Below are 18,018 nucleotides of genomic sequence, written 5' to 3' on the forward strand. Positions count from 1 at the left end.
GTGCGGGTGGCGGCGACGACGGGAGTGCGCGGATGAGCGGGGCGACGGTCGGTTTCGTGGGGCTGGGCGCGATGGGGCGGGGCATGGCCGGCAGCCTGCTGAGGGCCGGCCACGCCGTACGGGTCTGGAACCGCTCGCCCGAGCCGGTGGCGGCGCTGGTGGCCCAGGGGGCGGAGGCGGCGGGCTCGCTCGCCGAGGTGTTCGCCGCCGATGTCGTGGTCTCCATGCTGGCCAACGACCAGGCGGTCGAACGGCTGTTGCTCGACCCCGAGTTGCTGGCGGGCGCGAAGGCGACCCTGCACGTCAACATGGCCACGGTCTCGCTCGCGCTGGCCGAACGCGCCGAGGAACTGCACGCCGAGCACGGCATCGGCTACGTCGCCGCGCCCGTCCTCGGTCGGCCCCCGGTCGCGGCGGAGGGGAAGCTCAACATCCTGGCCGCGGGCGCGCCCGAGCTGCTGGACCGGGCCGAGCCGCTGTTCGCCGCGATGGGCGATCGCGTCTGGCACTTCGGCGACGCTCCCCGGCAGGCCAACACCGCCAAGATCAGCACCAACTTCCTGCTGGCCTGCGCGATCGAGTCGATGGCCGAGGCGTGCAGCCTGGCCGAGGCCCACGGCGTGCGGCCCACCGACCTGGTGGAGATGTTCACCGGCACGCTCTTCCCCGGGCCGGTCTACTCCGGTTACGGCTCGATGGTGGCCGAGCGCCGGTACGAGCCGGCCGGGTTCCGGCTGCCGCTCGGTCTCAAGGACGTCGGCCTGGCGCTGGAGGCCGGGGCCGCGCGCCACGTCCCGCTGCCGTTCGGCGGCATCCTGCGGGACGCCTTCCTGGACGCGCTGGCGCACGGCGACGGGGAGAAGGACTGGGCCGCCGTCGCCGAGGTCGCCCGCCGCCGGGCCGGCCTGCCGGACTGAGCACCGCCGCGCCCGCCTGCTCACAAGCACCGGACAGGCGGGCAGCCGCGCGGGACCCCGGGCGGGGCGCAGGCGCGGAATACCCGGCGCGCGGCTGGTGCTCGCACCTCTGTCCGCAACACCCGACCGGGGGAGCACCGATGACCGACCAGCCGTCCGGCGCCGAGGCGCCGCGCCGTTTCCTGTTCCTCGACGCCAGCTCGCGCGCCGGCGGCAACACCGAACAACTCGCCCGGCTGGCAGCCGAGTCGAGCCTGCCGGAGGGCGCGGAGCAGCGCTGGCTGCGGCTCGCCGACCACCCGCTGCCGCCCTTCCAGGACCTGCGGCACACCGGTGACGGCGGCTACCCGGAGCCGGTCGGCCACGAGCGGACCCTGCTGGAGGCCACCCTGGAGGTCACCGACCTGGTCTTCGTCGCGCCGGTGTACTGGTACACGCTGCCGACCACCGCCAAGCTCTACCTCGACTACTGGTCGGCCTGGTTCCGGGTGCCCGGGGTGGACTTCCGCGCCGGGATGGCCGGGGGCACGCTGTGGGACGTCAGCGTCCTGGCCGGCACGGAGGAGCAGGCCGAGCCGATGATCGGCACCCTCAAGCTGACCGCCGAGTACATGGGGATGCGCTGGGGCGGCGCGCTGATCGGCAACGGGACCCGCCCGGGGGACGTCCTGCGGGACGAGCGGGCGCTGATCGCGGCCAAGTCCTTCTTCACCGGCTGAGTCGGCGCCGCGGCCCCGGGGTGGCGTCATGCCGACCCGGGGTGGCGCCATGCCGAACCAGGGTGGCGTCATGCCGACCCCGGCCGACTGACGTATTCACGCCACCGAGGCCCGTGCGGTACCGTCCTTCCGGGCGTGTACCCGTCACTCCGCGGTCATCTTTTGGCAAAGCACAAAAGCCCTACCGGAGGACGGAGTTGGGCGATTCGGGCGCCCCGGCCCCGGGAACGTGCCGCAGCGGGGCACCTGCCTTCCGGAGTGGCCGGATCGTTCGGTACTCTCCGTCGGACTTTCAGCTTCGCGGGGGGTCCGCGGCGTCTGCGGCCGCCCCCTCGCGCCCGGGCCTCGCCCGGACACTTCCGTGAGGTCTCCTTGTCCATACGTCGCAGTCTTGCCCTGGCCGGCGTCGCCGCGCTCACGTCCTCGCTGGTGCTGGCCGGCGCCCAGGGCGCCATGGCCGTCGGTTCCACCGGCACCCCGTCCGCCGCCGCGGCGCCGGCGGACCAGAAGTCGAAGTACGCCCTCGACCTCTCGGTGCACGGGGTCCCCGGCACCTTCATCGCCGGTGGCGCTCCCCGTGAGTTCACCTACCGGATCGACAACTCCTCCAAGCACGACGACGTCTTCTACCCGTTCGTGAAGCTCAAGAACAAGCAGGGCTCGCTGGAGGCCAAGCACCTCAAGATCGAGTACCAGCTGCCGGGCGAGGGCTGGCAGACCGGTGTGGCCGCCCCGGGCGGCGGGGAGCACGACGACGACTCCGTCCTGATGCTGCTCGGCGGCGTCGGGTCGGACGGCGACGTCACCGACGACTCCCTGCTCGTCCTGAACCGCGGCGAGAGCCTCACCATCAAGGTGCGGCTGTCCTTCACCGACAACGCCCCGCTCGGCCGGGCCGGCCTGGTCCCGGTGGTCTTCGCCAGCGCGCTCGACGACGACAGCCACCTGCCGGTCGACAACGGCGCCTTCAGCTGCGACGGCGTCCGCGGCGCGGGCTTCACCATCAAGAAGGCGGGCCCGACCCCGACCGGCAAGCCGACCCCGACCCACACCGGCAAGCCGACCCCGACCGGGACCGGCACCCCGACCGGGACCGGCACCCCGACCGGGACCGGCACCCCGTCGGCGAGCCACACCCCGACCACCACCCCCAGCACCGAGCCGACCACCCCGGCCCCGACCACCGCGGCGCCGACCACCCCGGCCCCGGGCACCGCCTCGCCGTCCGCCTCGACCGGCGCCCCGGCCCCGTCCGGCGGTGCCACCGACGGCGGCAGCGACGCCCAGCAGCCGATCGACATCCCGGTGACCGTCCCCAACGTGACCCCGCCGAAGATCACCCAGGCCGGCGTGACCAAGGCCAAGGCGGCCGCCGACAAGGCGAGCAAGAACCTCGCCAGCACCGGTGGCGGCGACGACACCACCGCGATCGCGGCCGCCGGTGGCGCCGTCCTGGTCGCCGGTGTCGGCACCCTCGTGGTGCTGCGTCGCCGCAAGGCGGGCCAGCAGGGCTGACCCGGAGCTGACAGCCGGGGGGCTTTTCCCGAGTACCCCCGTGCCGCCCACCCGTCCGCTCGGACGGGCCTCCGGGCGGCACGGGCGGTACTCCTCCGTCACATAGGATGTCCGGCCGGAGGGGGGCGGAACGGCGGGGAGAGGGACAGGTGCGGGAAGAACGCACGGCACGGATCACCACCGACTACGAATCCGCGACCGGTCGGATCGCGGGCCTGCCGCTCCGCAGGCACCACGTGCTGCTGACGGCGTGGACGGTGCTCTGGTTCTTCCTGGTCGAGCCCAGGGGCGGCTTCTCCTGGCACTACCTGCGCCAGGGCGAACAGCTGCTCTTCAGCGGGCAGCCCGACGGCGGTCTCTCGCTCTACGCCCACCACCCCGAGCTGCAGATCGGCCCGGTCAGCCTGGCCGCCGCCCGGCTCACCGCCCCGTTCTCACCGCACGTCGGCCAGCTGATGGCCGAGGCGGTGAGCGCCGGGCTCGGCCTGGTGATGCTGGTCCTGGTCGGCCGCACCGCCGCCCTCTACTACCTCGGCACCGGCACCAACCACCGCCGGCTCCAGCAGCGCCTGCTGATCGCCGGGCTGGCGTTCATCCCGATGTGGGTCGAGGTCTCGGTCCGCTTCGCGCACCTGGACGACGTCCTCGCGCTGTTCTTCACCACCCTCGCCGCGCACGGCCTGGCCCGCGGCAAGCCCGTCCAGGTCGCGGTCTTCCTGGCCCTGGCGGTCGATTCCAAACCCTGGGCGATCGCCTTCGCCCCGCTGATCCTGGCCCTGCCACGGCCCGCCTGGCTGCGCACCGCGCTCTGGTTCTGCCTGCTGGTCGCGGTCGCCTGGCTGCCGTTCTACCTGGGCAACCTGGACACCATGGCGGCCGCCAAGTTCACCATCCCGAACCAGCCCGCCTCCGCGCTGCGCTGGTTCGGGGTCACCGACCCGTCCACTCCCTGGTGGGACCGCCCGACCCAGTTCGCGCTCGGCATCGGCCTCGGCTGCGTCGCCGTCTGGCGCGGCCGCTGGCCGGCCGTGGTGCTGCTCGGCGCGGACGCCCGGATCCTGCTCGACCCGAGCGTCTACACGTACTACACGGCCTCGATCCTGCTCGGCACCCTGCTCTGGGACGCGGTCGGGCAGAAGCGGCTGGTCCCGTGGTGGAGCTGGATCGCGCTGGCCGCGTTGTACGGCGGCACGCTGTTCCTGCCGTCCGACCCGGCCCGCGGCTTCGTCCGGCTCGCCTTCGTGGTGGTCTCCGCCGCGTACGTGCTGCTCTGGCCCACCCAGCAGACCCGCCGACCGCGGCCACCGGCCGGGGGCGGCGGCGGGGACGGGCGCCGTCGGTCGGCCCGGCGGCGCGAGCGGGAGCTGGTCAGCGCCTGAGGCCCGCCCGGAAACACGGCTTGACCCTCACGTGACGTGAGAGCGCAGGGTGGTGGTCAGCGCCAGGGAGGAGTTTCCGGATGAACGAGGGCGAGGGGCACTCGGTCGGCGCCGTGGCGAAGATCGCCAAGGTGACCGTCCGCACCCTGCACCACTACGACGAGATCGGCCTGCTGTCCCCCGCGGGCCGCACCCGGGCCGGCTACCGCCGGTACGTGGACGCCGACCTCGACCGGCTGCAGCAGATCCTGTTCTACCGCGAGCTCGGATTCCCCCTGGAGGAGATCGCGGCGATCCTGGACGACGACTCGGTCAGCCCGAGCGAGCACCTCCGGCGGCAGCACCGACTGCTGACCGACCGGATCAGGCACCTCCAGGACCTCGCCGCAGCCGTCGAACACGCCATGGAGGCACGCAGGATGGGCATTCAGCTGACCCCGGAGGAGAAGTTCGAGATCTTCGGCGAGGGCTACCAGGAGGAGTGGGAGCAGGAGGCCGAACAGCGCTGGGGCGACACCGAGGCCTGGGCCGAGTCCCAGCGCCGCACCGGCGGCTACACCAAGGCCGACTGGCAGCGCATCCAGGGCGAGATGACCGAGCTCAACGACGGCCTGGTCGCGGCCGTCACCGCCGGCGAGCCCGCCGACGGCACGGTGGCCATGGACCTCGCCGAGGCGCACCGGCAGCACATCCGCCGGAACTTCTACGACTGCACGTTCACCATCCACCGCGGTCTGGCGTGCCTGTACGTCTCGGACCCGCGCTGGACCACCACCTACGAGGAGCTCGCCCCCGGCCTGGCGCAGTGGCTGCACGACGCCATCGTCGCCAACGCCGACCGGCACGAGAAGGCGTAGCGGGAGGCGCCGGGGACGGCGCCGAGGGAGGCGCAGCGGGTGTCGTGGCGGGTGTCGTGGCCGGTCACGCCACCCCGCGCCCGAAGGAGCGCCGGTACGCGGTCGGCGAGGTGCGCATCACCCGCCCGAAGTGGTGGCGGAAGGTCGCCGCGCTCTCGAAGCCGACCGCCGCGGCGATCTCCTCCACCGTCCCCTCCGGCGACTCCAGCAGCGCCAGACTGGCCGCGATGCGCTGGGTGACCACCCAGCGCATCGGGCTGGTGCCGTTGCGGGCGGTGAAGTGCCGCAGGTACGAGCGGTCCGACATCCGCGCCGCCCGGGCCAGCACCGAGACGGTCAGCGGGTCGGACAGGTGGTCGAGCGCCCACTGCATGCTGCGGGCGATCCCGTCCTCGTCCTCCTCGACCGGGCGGACCGCCGCCTCGATGAACTGGGCCTGTCCGCCGTCCCGGTGCGGTGCCACCACGAAGCGGCGGGCCACGCTGTTGGCCACCTTGGCGCCGTGGTCCCGGCGGACCAGGTGCAGGCACAGGTCGATGCCGGCCGCGCTGCCCGCGCTGGTCAGCACGTCGCCGTTGTCCACGTACAGCACGTCCGGGTTGACCCGCACCCGCGGGTAGCGCTGCTGGAGCAGTTCGGCGTACCGCCAGTGGGTGGTCGCCTCCTTGCCGTCCAGCAGCCCGGCGGCGGCCAGCGCGAAGGCGCCCGAGCAGATCGACACGATCCGGGCGCCGCGTTCGTGCGCCGTCCGCAGCGCCTCGACCAGACCGGGGGAGACTCCCCCGGTCTGGCGGCCGGGAGGCGCCCCCACGCCGCTGAAGGCGTTGCGCACACCGGGGATGACGACGGTGTCGGCCGCGGCGAGGTCGTCCAGGCCGTGCCGGGCGGTCAGCGCGAAGCCGCCCACCGCGTCCAGTTCCGCCCCCGGCCGGTCGGCGCACACCTTGAGCCCGTACCAGGGCGCCGCCAGCAGCCCGCCCAGCTCGGGCCGCGCCAGCCCGAACACCTCGACCACCACGCCGAGTTCGAATGGTGCCATGCCATCGAAGGCGTACACCGCGACGTCGTGCACGGGCTCCGGGCGCCGGCCGATGGTGACGGCCACCGGGCGTGGCCGGGCGACCCGGTCCTCGGCGACCTGCTGGGAGATCTGCCCGGCAGCCTGCTCGGCGATCTGCTCGGCCATGCGAACCCCCTGCTCACGGGTGGCGGAATCCCGGTGAGTGTAGCTGTCCCGGCCACCCCGGAACTTCGGACCGCCCTGCCGCAGCGGCCACGCCGGGGAACGCCGAAGGGCCCGGCCTCCCCGCGACGGCGGAGACCGGACCCTTCAACGGTCGGTCCAGGCTGGTCCAGGCCGGTTCGGCCCGGTTCAGGCGAGCGAGGCCATCCAGGCTTCGACCTCGTCGGAGCGGCGCGGCAGGCCGGCCGAGAGGTTCTCGTTGCCGTCGGCGGTGACCAGGATGTCGTCCTCGATCCGGACGCCGATGCCGCGGTACTCCTCCGGCACGGTCAGGTCGTCCTGCTGGAAGTACAGGCCGGGCTCGACGGTGAGCACCATGCCGGGCACCAGCAGGGCGTCGACGTGCTCCTCGCGGCGGGAGTGGGCGCAGTCGTGGACGTCCAGGCCGAGCATGTGGCCGGTGCCGTGCAGGGTCCAGCGGCGCTGCAGGCCGAGCTCCAGGACCTTCTCGAGGTCGTACACCGAGGCGTCCAGCAGGCCCCAGGCGAGCAGCCGCTCGGCGAGGACGCGCTGCGAGGCCTCGTGGAAGTCGCGGAAGCGGGCGCCCGGCTTGACCGCGGCGATGCCGGCCTCCTGGGCGTCGTACACCGCGTCGTAGATCTTCCGCTGCAGCTCGGTGAAGGAGCCGTTGATCGGCAGGGTGCGGGTGACGTCGGCGGTGTAGAGGGTGTGGGTCTCCACGCCGGCGTCCAGCAGCAGCAGTTCGCCGGGACGCACGTCGCCGTCGTTGCGGACCCAGTGCAGGGTGGTGGCGTGCGGGCCGGCGGCGGCGATGGTGCCGTAGCCGACGTCGTTGCCCTCGACCCGGGCGCGGCGCCAGAAGGTGCCCTCGATCCAGCGCTCCGAGGTGGCGACGGCCCGGCCCAGCTCGCGGACCACGTCGGTGAAGCCGTTGACGGTGGCGTCGCAGGCGGCACGCAGCTCGCCGATCTCCCACTCGTCCTTGACCAGCCGCAGACCGCTCAGGAACTCCTTGAACTCGGCGTCCTTGTCGGCGTCCAGGACGTCGGCGAGCGCGGCCTCCAGGCCGGCGTCGTAGCCGCGGACGATCCGGGTCGGCACGGTGGAGTCCTTGGCACGCTCGGCCAGCTCCTCGGCGGCCTGGCGGACGTCCCGGGCCGGCAGGCCGAGCAGCTGCTCCTGCTCGCTCAGGCTGTGCCGGCGGCCGACCCACAGCTCGCCGTGGCCGTCCAGCCAGAACTCGCCGTTCTCGCGGTTCGAGCGGGGCAGCAGGTAGAGGGTGAACTCGTGGCCGGCGTCGCCGGTGGGCTCGCCGACCAGCACCGCGTCCTCGGTCTGGTCACCGGTGAGGTGGACGTACTCGCTGGCGGCGCGGAAGTTGTAGTCGGTGTCGTTGGAGCGCACCCGCAGGTTGCCGGCGGGGACGACCAGGCGCACGCCGGGGTGGGCGGCGGACAGCTTGGCGCGGCGCTCGGCGGCGTACCCGGCCTGGGCGATCGGGGCGAGCCCGTGCAGCTCGGTGTCGGCCCAGCCGGACTTCATCGAGGCGGACAGCTCGTCCGAGATCTCGCCGTAGAGGCCGTTCTTGCGGCCCTTGAACTGCGGCGGCTCCTCGCCGCCCTCGGCCTCGGGGTTCTCGGCCACCGCGGGGGTCCGGTCCTCGGTCACGTGCAACGCCTCCTAGGGGGTGGTACCGCCGCCCTCGGGGGGAGGTGTCGGGTCGCGACACGCGCGGGCGGCCGTGCGTCCATGGTACGGACGCCCGGTCGCCCGTCGGTTCGGGGTTCGTATGCCCACTCGTACGCCTGCCCGGACACCTACTCGGGCGCCTACGCGGACACCTACTCGGACACCTACTCGAAGCGCGCGGCCAGCAGCATCAGGTCGTCGGTGGCCGGGGCGGCGTCCGGGTCGGGGCAGACGGCCAGCAGGTGGGCGCAGAGCCGGTCCGGGTCGATCCGCACGTCGCGCGGGGCGTCGGCGGCGGCCCGGCGCAGGTTGGCCTGTCCGGCGTGCAGGGTCGGGCCGCAGCGGCGGGCCAGGCCCTCGGTGTAGAGCAGCAGGGTGTCCCCGCGCGCGGCGGTGAACTCGACTCCGGGGGCCTCCCAGCAGGCCAGCATGCCGAGCGGCGCGGAGAGCGAGGTCTCCACGAATTCGGCGCCGTGCCGGCCGACCAGGACGGGCGGGCAGTGCCCGGCCCCGGCGAGGGTGATCCGGCGTTCCTCCGGCTCGACCCAGGCGTAGACGGCGGTGGCGGTGCGGGTCGGCTCGGTGGTCTTGAGCAGCAGTTGCAGGTCGCCCAGGACGGAGACCGGGTCCTCGCCCTCCAGCACCGCGTACGCCCGCAGTGCGGCCCGGATCCGGCCCATCGCGGCGGCCGCGCCGGGGGCGGAGCCGGGGCCGGCGCCCGGTCCGTCGCCGGAGACCGAGCCGACGGTGAGGCCGAGGGTGCCGTCCGGCAGCGGGATGGCGTCGTACCAGTCGCTGCCGTTGGAGTGGTCCAGGCCGGCCGGGACGAGCCGGGCGGCCAGCCGCAGACCGTCGGCCTGGGGGAGGTGGTCCGGCAGCAGTCCGCGGCGCAGCGCCTCGGTGGTGCGCCGGGTGCGCTCCGCCTCCAGTTGCCTGGCCAGCAGCTGAGCGGCGATCTCGCAGTAGTGGTGGGCCAGTTCGCGCTGGCACCGGGTGGGTTCGGCGGGCCGGTCGTAGAACCAGACGGCGGCCGCGAGCGGGCCGTCCTCGACGGTGGCGAACGGCAGGCCGACGGCGCCGCCGAGGCCGAGGTGGACGGCGAGTTCGCGCAGCCGGCCGCCGATGGCCGGGTCCTCGGCGAGGTCGCGGGAGTGCAGCTGTTCGGGCCGGTCCTGTTCGCGCAGCAGCCGGGCGAGCAGGCTCTGCTCGGTCGGGACGGTCTCCAGGGCGCCGAGGCTGGCCCGGTCGAGGCCGAGGCCGACCGGCTGGCCGGCGCCGCCGCCCGGCATCAGGGTGACCAGCACGCCGCGGCTGGCGCCGAGCAGGGCGGCGCCGGAGGCGAGGACGGCGTCCAGGGTGGCGTCGAGGCCGCGGGCGCGGACGAGGCGCTCGGTGTGCTCGTGCAGGCTGGTGATATCGGACAGACGTCCGGCCAAACGGTCCTGCACCGTGGCGGACGGTGCCGTGGGGCCGTCCGCGGCGGCGGTGTCGCCGTCCGGTGCGTCGGCGGGGCCGGGCAGGTCCGGCGGGTCGAGGACGGTGAGCCCGCCTGCGCAGCCGGGCTCGCCCGGTTCGGCGGTCGTCGGCGACGGGTGGGACGTCGACGGGTGGGAGTTGGTCATGCCGCCACTCCTGACGCGGTGCTACGTGCCATGCGGAACCCCCAGATACGGCCAATGTGGTGCGAGCACGGCCAAAGGGCGTGATTCGCCTCGATTCGCTACTACTCGTCATTGATCGACAGCAATGCCACCACTTCTACACAGGCCATTCGGGGCATGTCCAGATCCGGGACGACGCGGTGGCCGGTTCCACGTCTGTTCGACCCGGTCGGAGGGCGTGCGCGGAACGCGGCGCGCCGGTCGGGGCCGCAGGCATGGAGCGAGCCGGGAGCGGGCAGAACGGAGGGGACGGACCGGGCGGCCGTCCGGATCCTATGTCCGCGCCGCCCGCACTCCTGGCTGGCCGGAAGTCTCTCACTCGTACGGTGGAACCAAGCGCGCCCGGGCGGCGTCCATCCGGTCGCATACGGGATTCTCGTTCCAAGGGCTGTTCCAGTGCGCGGCCCTTCTCATGTCGTGCTCCACACCGTGCTCCACGTCGTAGCCGCGCCGTCCGCCATGCCGCCCGCCCCGCTTCGCGTCGCCCGGGGCCGTGCCGTCGCGGGCCCGCGTGGCGAGTTCCGGCGGATGTCGGTGGGGCGGAGCGAACCGAGCGGTCAGGGAAAGGAACGAGCGCCATGCGTGAGAACCCGAAGCGCCCGGAGAGCCGGTCGCAGGAGTCGTCCGCCCGGCTGGCCGCGGCCCTGACGGCCGCCGTCGAACACCGCTGGCCCGTGGTGCCGGGCACCGTGCTGTGCGGCGGCCGCTGCTCCTGCGGCGATCCGGACTGCCCGGTGCCGGGCGCCCACCCGCACGACCCCTCGCTGCTGGCCGCCACCACGGACGCCCGGATGGTGCGCTGGTGGTGGGAGCGGCAGAGCCCGGACGCGCCGGTGCTGGCCGCGACCGGTTCCGCGGTGTCGGCGGTCAGCCTGCCCGCGGCGGCCGGCGCCCGGGCGCTGGTCTACCTGGGGGCGCTGCGGCTGCCGCTCGGGCCGGTGCTCGCGATGCCGGGCCGCTACGCACTGCTGGTGGCCCCGTACTCGCTCGACGCGCTGGGCGAGATGCTCGCCCAACTCCCTTGGGTGCCGGGTTCGTTGCGCTACCACGGGCCGGGCGGCTTCCTGCCGCTGCCGCCCGGCGGCGGGGCCATGGGGGTCCCCCCGACCGGAGGCTGGGGGAGGGTGCGCTGGGTGCTGGCGCCGCGACCGGCGGCGGGCGGCGGGGTGCGGTTGCCGCAGGTCGGGCCGCTGCTGGGTGAGTTGGTCGAGGCGACGGTCCGGCTGGACAGCGGCCGCTCGGCGCACTGACGGGCCGCCGGGCCGTACCGGACTCCGGGCCCGGCGGTGCGGGGCGTTCCGGAAAAAGAAAAGATCCGGCCGCTGGCGACGGGGGATGCACCAGCGGCCGGACTCTTTAGACAGTAACAAGGATCCGCGCCCGCGCCAATTTCCAAGACGCCCTCCAGGCCGGGAAATTGCGGCTTCATGGCGACAATGTGACGCGTATCACCCGGATCCTGCGCCCTTTAGTTCAGGGTGACCTGACGGTTCACCAGGTTCGCGCGGGCGCGCCGCTCCTCGGCGGTGAGCGGAGTCCCGTCGGCGAGGACGGCGGCGAGCCGCTCGCCGAACTCGGCGGCCGGCTTCTCGCAGTCGGCGGCGGTCATGGCGAGCGGGAGGTCCCACACCGGGACGGTCAGGCCGTGCGCGCGGAAGGAGCCGACCAGGCGGGTGTCCGGGCCGAGCGAGGCCTCGCCGGCGGCGTTCAGCCGGGCCAGCGCGTCCAGCAGCTGCTCCTCGGGGACGGTCATCACCCAGCGCAGGTGGTTCTTGTCCGGGGTGCCGCACCAGTAGGCGGCGTCGACGCTGCTGAGCTTCTCGGTCGGGATGGCCGAGGCGTTGGCGCGCTCCAGCGAGGCGGCGACCTCACCGGTGGCGGTCTCGGCGTCCTCCAGCCAGAACTCGAAGCCGGTGTGCACGGTGGGCGTGAAGGCGGCGGTGGTGTCCAGCAGGTCCTGCAGGCGGCGGCCGCCGGGGACGGTCCGGCGGGCCGGGACGGGGCTGCCCGGCTCGGTGGTCAGGGCCAGCTCCAGGGCGTCCGCGAGGTCGCGGCTGAGGTCGCCGGAGGAGGACTGGGTCTGCAGGCCCAGCAGGATCGAGCCGTCCGGGCGGCGCAGGGCCGGCCAGGCCAGCGGCAGCACGGTCGCCAGGGTCACCGACGGGACGTCACCCTCGGCGGCCTCGGCCACCCCGGCGGCCAGCGTCAGCGGCACCGTGGCGGCGGGCACCAGCTCGCGCAGCGCCACCCAGTCGGCCTCGCCCGGCAGGCCCTCGAACGGGCGGTGCACCAGCTCCTGCACCGCGTGCGAGGCCTCCCGGCCGTGGCAGGCCTTGTACCGGCGGCCCGAGCCGCAGGGGCAGTCCTCGCGGGCCCCGACCACGGGGATCTCGCCCGTGACGGCGGTGGTGGACTGGCGCTGCGGCGCCTTCTTGGCGGCCTTCTTGCCCATGCTGCGGCTCTCCCGGGGGACGGTGGTCCTTTTAACCGGGAAGCCTACTGACAGTTTCTCGGCGCCCGACTCACCCAAGGACCCGGCTCGTCGGGCGGGCCGCTACGCGCTGCGCGCGTCGCCGCCGGTACGCCGGGCGTGCCGGGCGCGCGCGGGCAGCGCCGCCCAGACCGTCACCTCGCCGGGCGCGTCGCGCACGCCCCAGTCGCTGGCCAGCTGGTCGACGATGCCCAGGCCGCGGCCGCCGCGCGAGGTCAGCGAGGGGCTGGCGGGCAGGGGCCGGGTGGCCGCGCCGCCGTCGGTGACCTCCAGGGTGAGGACGCCGTCGGCGTGCATCTGCCAGCGGACCAGCACTCCGCCATCCGGCTCGATCGTGCCGTCCTCGCGCTCCCGGCCGCCCGGCGCCGGGTGCGTCCCGGAGGGGACGCCGACCAGCACCTGGTCCACCACCTCGGCCCGGGCCCCGCGGCCCAGGGCCGGCAGCGGGCCGAGCGGACGGGCGTACCGGCAGGCGTTGCTCAACAGTTCGGAAAGGATCAGTACGGCATCGTCAATGACCGGTTCCGGTATCTGCCGGTCACCCAGATCTCGACGCAGTCGGCGCCGTGCGACCCCGACACTCGCTGGGCCGTGCGGCACTGCCATGGTCGATGAAGTCGGCACTTCGCGCGCCACCATCAACGCCACCCCCGGACCTCCTTCAGCGTTTGCCGAGGGATGGATGCCCCTTGGTAATGCGTCGGAAACGACCATCGGGGGATCCCACGGATCCATTTCGAGCAGCGCGACGCACGGTCGACAAGAGGGCATTCCGTGCTCACCCTCCGTCGCCCGCGGGCAAGAATTCCGGCAATACCGTGCGCGGAAGGTTTGCTTGCCGACCAGAGTGATCGGGTCCCACCGGTAGGGCGGCGGCTCCCGTCCCGGATCACCGCCCGAGCTGCGCCAGCACCTCGGCGGGCCGGTTGGTGATGATCGCGGACACCCCGAGCTCCAGGCAGAGCTCCACGTCGGCCGGCTCGTCCACCGTCCACACGTGCACCTCGTGGCCCAGCTCGCGCAGCCGGGGCACCAGCTGGGGCTTGGCCTTGATCAGCTCGATGCCCGGGCCGGCGATCCGCGCCCCGCCCGGCAGCGGCCGGCCCGGGCGCAGCTGACCGAGCAGCGGCAGCATCCGTTCGATCAGGAACACCCGCTGGTACTCGGGCGCGGTGGCGGCCACCCGGCCCAGCGCGATCGAGGAGAAGCTCATGATCCGGGCGGACGGGCGGTCGCCCTCCCGGGCCGCGCCGATCTTGAACCGTTCCAGCGTCCGCAGCAGCTCGACCTCGACCAGGCCGCGGAACCGCACCGGGTGCTTGGTCTCGATCGCCAGGTCCACCGGGCGGCCGCAGTCCACCACCAGCTCGAGCAGCCGCTCCAGCCGCAGCACGCCGCGCAGTTCGGGGTCGGTGCTGGGCCGGCCGGTCTTCCAGCCGCCGAAGTCGTACGCCTCCAGCTCGGCGAGGGTCATCGCCGAGACGGTGCCCCGGCCGTTCGAGACCCGGCCGATCCGGCGGTCGTGCACGCAGACCAGGTGGCCGTCGGCCGTCACCCGGACGTCGCACTCGACGGCGTCCGCGCCCTCGTCGAGCGCGCGCCGGTAGGCCGCGAGGGTGTGCTCGGGCAGGGCGTGGGAGGAACCGCGGTGGGCGATCACCTGGACGGAGGGCGCGGTGCGCGCCGCCGCCGGGGGCAGGTCTGGGCTGGTCACGGGCCCAACGATAGGCGGCGCAGGTGACGCGGAGGCGAAGCCGGCCCCAACCTGAGGGGCCGACTCCCCGTCCGGTGCGTCAGGCCCGCGCGGCGCGGCGGGTCAGCGGGGTGAGCGCCCAGGTGGCCAGCGCCGGCACCAGGAAGGCGAACAGCGAGGCGGAGGTCCACTCCTGCGGGGTGAAGTGCAGCGACTCCTGGGCGGAGGTCCAGAAGTCCACCCACCAGTCGGCCACCGCGGTCGGCGCGATGAACTGGTAGACCGCGAAGCCCAACACCCAGGGCAGCAGCATCAGCCAGCGGGACGGCGCTCGCTCGGAGAGGTCCCAGCCGTGCCGGCCGGCGCCGAAGAAGTAGTCCACCGCCAGCACCGCCAGCAGCGGCACGAACACCGAGCCGATCAGGCTGAGGAAGTTGCCGTAGGTGTCGGTGAACCGGTCGATCCGCAGCGCCAGCACGGTGGTCAGCACGCCGATCCCGCCGCTCAGCACCCGGCGGTCCACCCGCGGCAGCAGGTTCTGCAGCGACATCGCGGTCGAGTACACGTTGGCGAAGGACTGGTCGGTCTCGCGCAGCACCAGCACCAGCAGGAACAGCCAGCCGGCCCAGACGCCGAGGAAGGAGTCGAAGATCCGGCCCGGGTCGCCGTCGGACTGCAGCAGCGCCATCAGGCCGAGCACGTAGCACCAGACCTGGGCGACGGTGTAGCCGGAGAAGCTGCCCCAGAACGACGAGCGCGGGGTGCGCGAGTGCCGGGTGTAGTCGGCGGCCATCGGGACGAAGGAGATCGACACCGCGATCATCGCGTCGGTGGCGCCCAGGAAGCCGTGCCAGTTGCCCGCGCCCGGGTCCGGCACGCCCTGCCGGCCGAGCTGGACGGTGAAGTACACCATCGCGACCGCGACCGCCCCGGCCACGAAGCGGCGCAGCACCGCGATCGAGCCCAGCGGCCAGATCGTCAGCGCGGTGGTCAGGGCGCCCGCGAGCAGCACGAACAGCCAGCGGTAGCCGGTGGTGTGGGCGACGGTCTGCGCGCCCGCCGCGATGGTCAGCAGCTCGAACACGCCCCAGCCGATGCACTGGACGATGTTCAGCACGGTCGGCAGGTAGGACAGCCGGGTGCCGAACAGCCCACGCAGGTTGGCCATCGCCGGGGCGCCGGTCCGGGCGCCGATCAGCGCGGCCACGCCGAGCATCGCGGTGCCGACCGCCGTACCGGTCACGATCGCGGTCACCGCGGCGGCCAGCGACAGCTCGCCGCCCTTCGCGCCGAGCACGGTCGCGGCGGTCGAGAAGCCGATCAGGCTGACGCCGAGGTTCATCCAGAGCGCGAAGTGGTCCCGGAAGCGCAGGGTGCGCGGCGGTTCGGTGTCCAGCACCAGCGGGGCCTCGACGCGCTGGTCGAGCACCGCGGTGGCCGCGGCCGAGCCGGCCGGAAGATCGGGGAAATCCTTGGACGCGGGCGCGCCCGAAGAAGACGATGGCGAAGCAGGCGGCATGGCCGATACTCCCTACGCCGGCATTACCCGGACAGGTTCCGGCGGTCAGCGCCCCCTCGACGGTCGGCCTGTCGCTCGCCTGGCGTACCGTCGACATGCGCACTCTCAGCCTGGTCGGTCCAAGCTCCCGCGTGTCAGTTTGGAGCGACAGGCTAACCGGCACGGGTACGAACGCCAAAGGCCGCGGGGTGCGTGGTCCGCATCGCGGGATGCCGGATGGGGGTGGGGAGCCCCCGGTCGTCGGTGACGGCTAAGGATTCTTATGAGTTCTTCAGAGGGGTCCTTACGGCAATCGAATCGACGGTGCGAAAAACTATGGTCCTTGGTTCTGTCAGCTATGGAGGTCGTCCGTGAGCACCGAGCGCGAGGTTGGGCCCGCCGGGCCGCAGGGGGAGCAGCCCGCCGGGGCCGGGGAGGCGGTCGGCGCCGCTTCCGACGGCACCGCTCAGGGCGGTCACAAGCCGACCATGGCGTTCAGCCGGGTGCCCGAGCCCGTGGCCGGGCCGGCCGCTGACGCGGCTGCCGAGAAGGCGGCGGCGGACGCGGCTGCGGCCGACGGCGCCCCGGCCGACAGCGGGCACCGGGCGACCATGGCGTTCAGCCGGGTCCCGGAGCCGGCGGCCCCGCCGGCGGCCGAGTCGACCGCGGCCGAGACCGCTGCGGTCGCGGAGGCCGCTCCGGTCGTCGAGACCGCTGCGGGCATGGAGGCCGCTCCGGCCGAGGGCGGGCACAAGCCCACCGTCGCCTTCACCAAGGTCCCCGCGCCGGAGGCTCCGGCCGCGCCCACCGTCGAGGAGCCGGCCGTCGACCCGGTCACCGGCTACATCGACGCCCCGCCGCCGGTCCTGCCGCCCGCGCCACCCGTCGCTCCGGCTGCGCCCGCGGCTCCGGCTCCCGCCCCGGCCGCGCAGGCCGCCGCTCCGGCCGCGCCCGCCCTGCCGCCGGGTGCCAACCCGTACGCGACCCCGACCCACGGCGTGCCCGCCGCCGGTGTCCAGGAGCCCTACGGCGCCCCGGTCGCCAACGCGCAGGAGCCGTACGGCGCTCCGGGCGTCGGTGCGCCCGCCGCGCACGGCCACCACCCCTTCGGCGCCGGCCAGCCGCTCGGCGGCTGGGGCGGCCAGGACGCGGCCTCCGGCGGCGCGGGCTATCCCGGCGGCCCGGGCGGCCCGCTCGGCTACCCGGCCGAGTACCCCGGCGGCCCGACCGGCCCCGGCGGTCCGCGCAAGAAGCGCGGCGGTCTGGTGGCCCTGCTCGCGGCCGTCGCCCTGGTGGCCGGTGTCGCCGGCGGCGCGATCGGCGTGGTCGCCACCGACCGCACCAGCAGCAGCGGCTCGGCGAACGACCACCACAGCACCACCATCCAGGCCAGCAACACCCAGAAGAACGAGCCCGTCCCCGGCTCGATCGCCGCCATCGCGCAGAAGGCGCTGCCCAGCGTCGTCACCATCAAGGCGCAGGGCGCTCAGGAGTCGGGCACCGGCACCGGCTTCGTCTTCGACACCGAGGGCCACATCCTCACCAACAACCACGTGGTCGCGCCGACCCTCAACGGCGGCAAACTGACCGTCAAGTTCGCCGACGGAACGTCCTACAGCGCCTCGGTGCTGGGCCACGCCGAGGGCTACGACGTCGCCGTGGTCAAGATCGACAACCCGCCGAAGGACAAGCTGGCGCCGCTGGCGCTGGCCGACTCCGACAAGGTCAACGTCGGCGACGCCACCATCGCGATCGGCGCGCCGTACGGCCTGGAGTCCACCGTCACCAGCGGCATCGTCAGCGCCAAGGACCGCCCGGTCGCCTCCGGCGACGAGACCGGCGCGCAGGCCTCGTACATGAACGCCCTGCAGACCGACGCCTCGATCAACCCCGGCAACTCCGGTGGCCCGCTGCTCGACTCCGGCGGCGCGGTGATCGGCATCAACTCGGCGATCCAGTCCAACGCCTCCGCCAACGGCCGGGCCGGCAGCATCGGCCTGGGCTTCGCCATCCCGATCAACCAGGCCAAGTGGGTCGCGGACACCCTGATCAAGACCGGCAAGCCGGTCTACGCCAAGCTCGACGTGCTGCGCAACGACGACTACAAGGGCGACGGCGCGCAGATCCAGACCCGCGACGTCCAGGGCCAGCCGGCCGTCACCCCCGGCGGCGCGGCCGACAAGGCCGGCCTCAAGCCGGGCGACGTCATCACCAAGCTCGGCGGCGCGCCGATCGAGAACGGCCCCGCCCTGGTCAGCCGGATCTGGACGCACAAGCCCGGCGAGACCGTGGACGTCGAGTACACCCGCAACGGCCAGAGCTTCACCACCAAGGTCACGCTCGGCCAGCGGGACGGTGACCAGTGATCCTCGGGCACGCGGAATCGTGTGCACCG

The 18,018-nt window shown here is 73.9% G+C and carries 13 protein-coding genes and 1 pseudogene; 7 read left to right on the forward strand and 7 right to left on the reverse strand.

The features are described 5' to 3' along the window. Positions 1–29 precede the first annotated feature (29 nt). The 5 genes and pseudogenes from O1G21_RS41420 to O1G21_RS20380 all read left to right on the forward strand — a co-directional run. Positions 30–917, forward strand: a pseudogene (locus tag O1G21_RS41420) (NAD(P)-dependent oxidoreductase); the annotation flags it as partial. Positions 918–1,057: 140 nt separating this feature from the next. Then, complete coding sequence (locus tag O1G21_RS20365) at positions 1,058–1,636, forward strand: flavodoxin family protein (protein WP_270145843.1); 579 nt, start codon at positions 1,058–1,060, stop codon at positions 1,634–1,636. A 372-nt stretch (positions 1,637–2,008) separates the two neighbouring features. Beyond that, a complete protein-coding gene (locus O1G21_RS20370) occupies positions 2,009–3,151 on the forward strand; it encodes an LPXTG cell wall anchor domain-containing protein (RefSeq protein WP_270145846.1) in 1,143 nt (380 codons plus the stop codon). A 149-nt stretch (positions 3,152–3,300) separates the two neighbouring features. Further along, positions 3,301–4,530, forward strand: a complete 1,230-nt coding sequence (locus O1G21_RS20375; protein ID WP_405000683.1) for a hypothetical protein — start codon at positions 3,301–3,303, stop codon at positions 4,528–4,530. 80 nt (positions 4,531–4,610) lie between these two features. Continuing rightward, the gene (locus tag O1G21_RS20380; RefSeq protein WP_270145847.1) at positions 4,611–5,387 is read left to right on the forward strand and encodes a MerR family transcriptional regulator; all 777 of its coding nucleotides are present in this window, start codon (positions 4,611–4,613) and stop codon (positions 5,385–5,387) included. Positions 5,388–5,451: 64 nt separating this feature from the next. On the opposite strand, the gene O1G21_RS20385 is transcribed toward O1G21_RS20380, so the two are convergent. The 3 genes from O1G21_RS20385 to O1G21_RS20395 form a co-directional block, all read right to left on the reverse strand. Beyond that, positions 5,452–6,573, reverse strand: coding sequence for a helix-turn-helix domain-containing protein (locus tag O1G21_RS20385; protein WP_270145849.1), 1,122 nt, complete (start codon positions 6,571–6,573; stop codon positions 5,452–5,454). 186 nt (positions 6,574–6,759) lie between these two features. After that, complete coding sequence (locus tag O1G21_RS20390; protein WP_270145850.1) at positions 6,760–8,259, reverse strand: aminopeptidase P family protein; 1,500 nt, start codon at positions 8,257–8,259, stop codon at positions 6,760–6,762. A gap of 185 nt (positions 8,260–8,444) precedes the next feature. Continuing rightward, entirely contained in the window at positions 8,445–9,902 is a 1,458-nt protein-coding gene (locus O1G21_RS20395; protein WP_270145852.1) for a PP2C family protein-serine/threonine phosphatase, read from the reverse strand. A 617-nt stretch (positions 9,903–10,519) separates the two neighbouring features. Between O1G21_RS20395 and O1G21_RS20400 the strand changes: the two genes are divergently transcribed. Beyond that, complete coding sequence (locus O1G21_RS20400; protein ID WP_270145854.1) at positions 10,520–11,191, forward strand: bifunctional DNA primase/polymerase; 672 nt, start codon at positions 10,520–10,522, stop codon at positions 11,189–11,191. 218 nt (positions 11,192–11,409) lie between these two features. Here the strand turns inward: O1G21_RS20400 and O1G21_RS20405 are convergent, their stop codons facing one another. From O1G21_RS20405 to O1G21_RS20420, 4 genes are all read right to left on the reverse strand, one after another. Continuing rightward, positions 11,410–12,393, reverse strand: a complete 984-nt coding sequence (locus tag O1G21_RS20405) for a DUF5926 family protein (RefSeq protein WP_270145855.1) — start codon at positions 12,391–12,393, stop codon at positions 11,410–11,412. Positions 12,394–12,495: 102 nt separating this feature from the next. After that, positions 12,496–13,071 (reverse strand): ATP-binding protein, encoded by a 576-nt coding sequence (locus O1G21_RS20410; protein ID WP_405000819.1) that lies wholly within the window; start codon positions 13,069–13,071, stop codon positions 12,496–12,498. 250 nt (positions 13,072–13,321) lie between these two features. Beyond that, positions 13,322–14,146 carry a glycerophosphodiester phosphodiesterase family protein gene (locus O1G21_RS20415; protein WP_270145859.1) on the reverse strand — a complete coding sequence of 275 codons (825 nt, stop codon included), beginning with the start codon at positions 14,144–14,146 and terminating at the stop codon, positions 13,322–13,324. A gap of 79 nt (positions 14,147–14,225) precedes the next feature. Beyond that, a complete protein-coding gene (locus O1G21_RS20420) occupies positions 14,226–15,644 on the reverse strand; it encodes a purine-cytosine permease family protein (RefSeq protein WP_270145860.1) in 1,419 nt (472 codons plus the stop codon). Between the two features lie 350 nt (positions 15,645–15,994). On the opposite strand from O1G21_RS20420, the gene O1G21_RS20425 reads away from it, so the two are divergent. Then, a complete protein-coding gene (locus tag O1G21_RS20425) occupies positions 15,995–17,989 on the forward strand; it encodes a S1C family serine protease (RefSeq protein ID WP_270145861.1) in 1,995 nt (664 codons plus the stop codon). Positions 17,990–18,018: the final 29 nt, after the last annotated feature.

Source organism: Kitasatospora cathayae, assembly GCF_027627435.1.
In the GTDB taxonomy this organism is placed as follows: domain Bacteria; phylum Actinomycetota; class Actinomycetes; order Streptomycetales; family Streptomycetaceae; genus Kitasatospora; species Kitasatospora cathayae.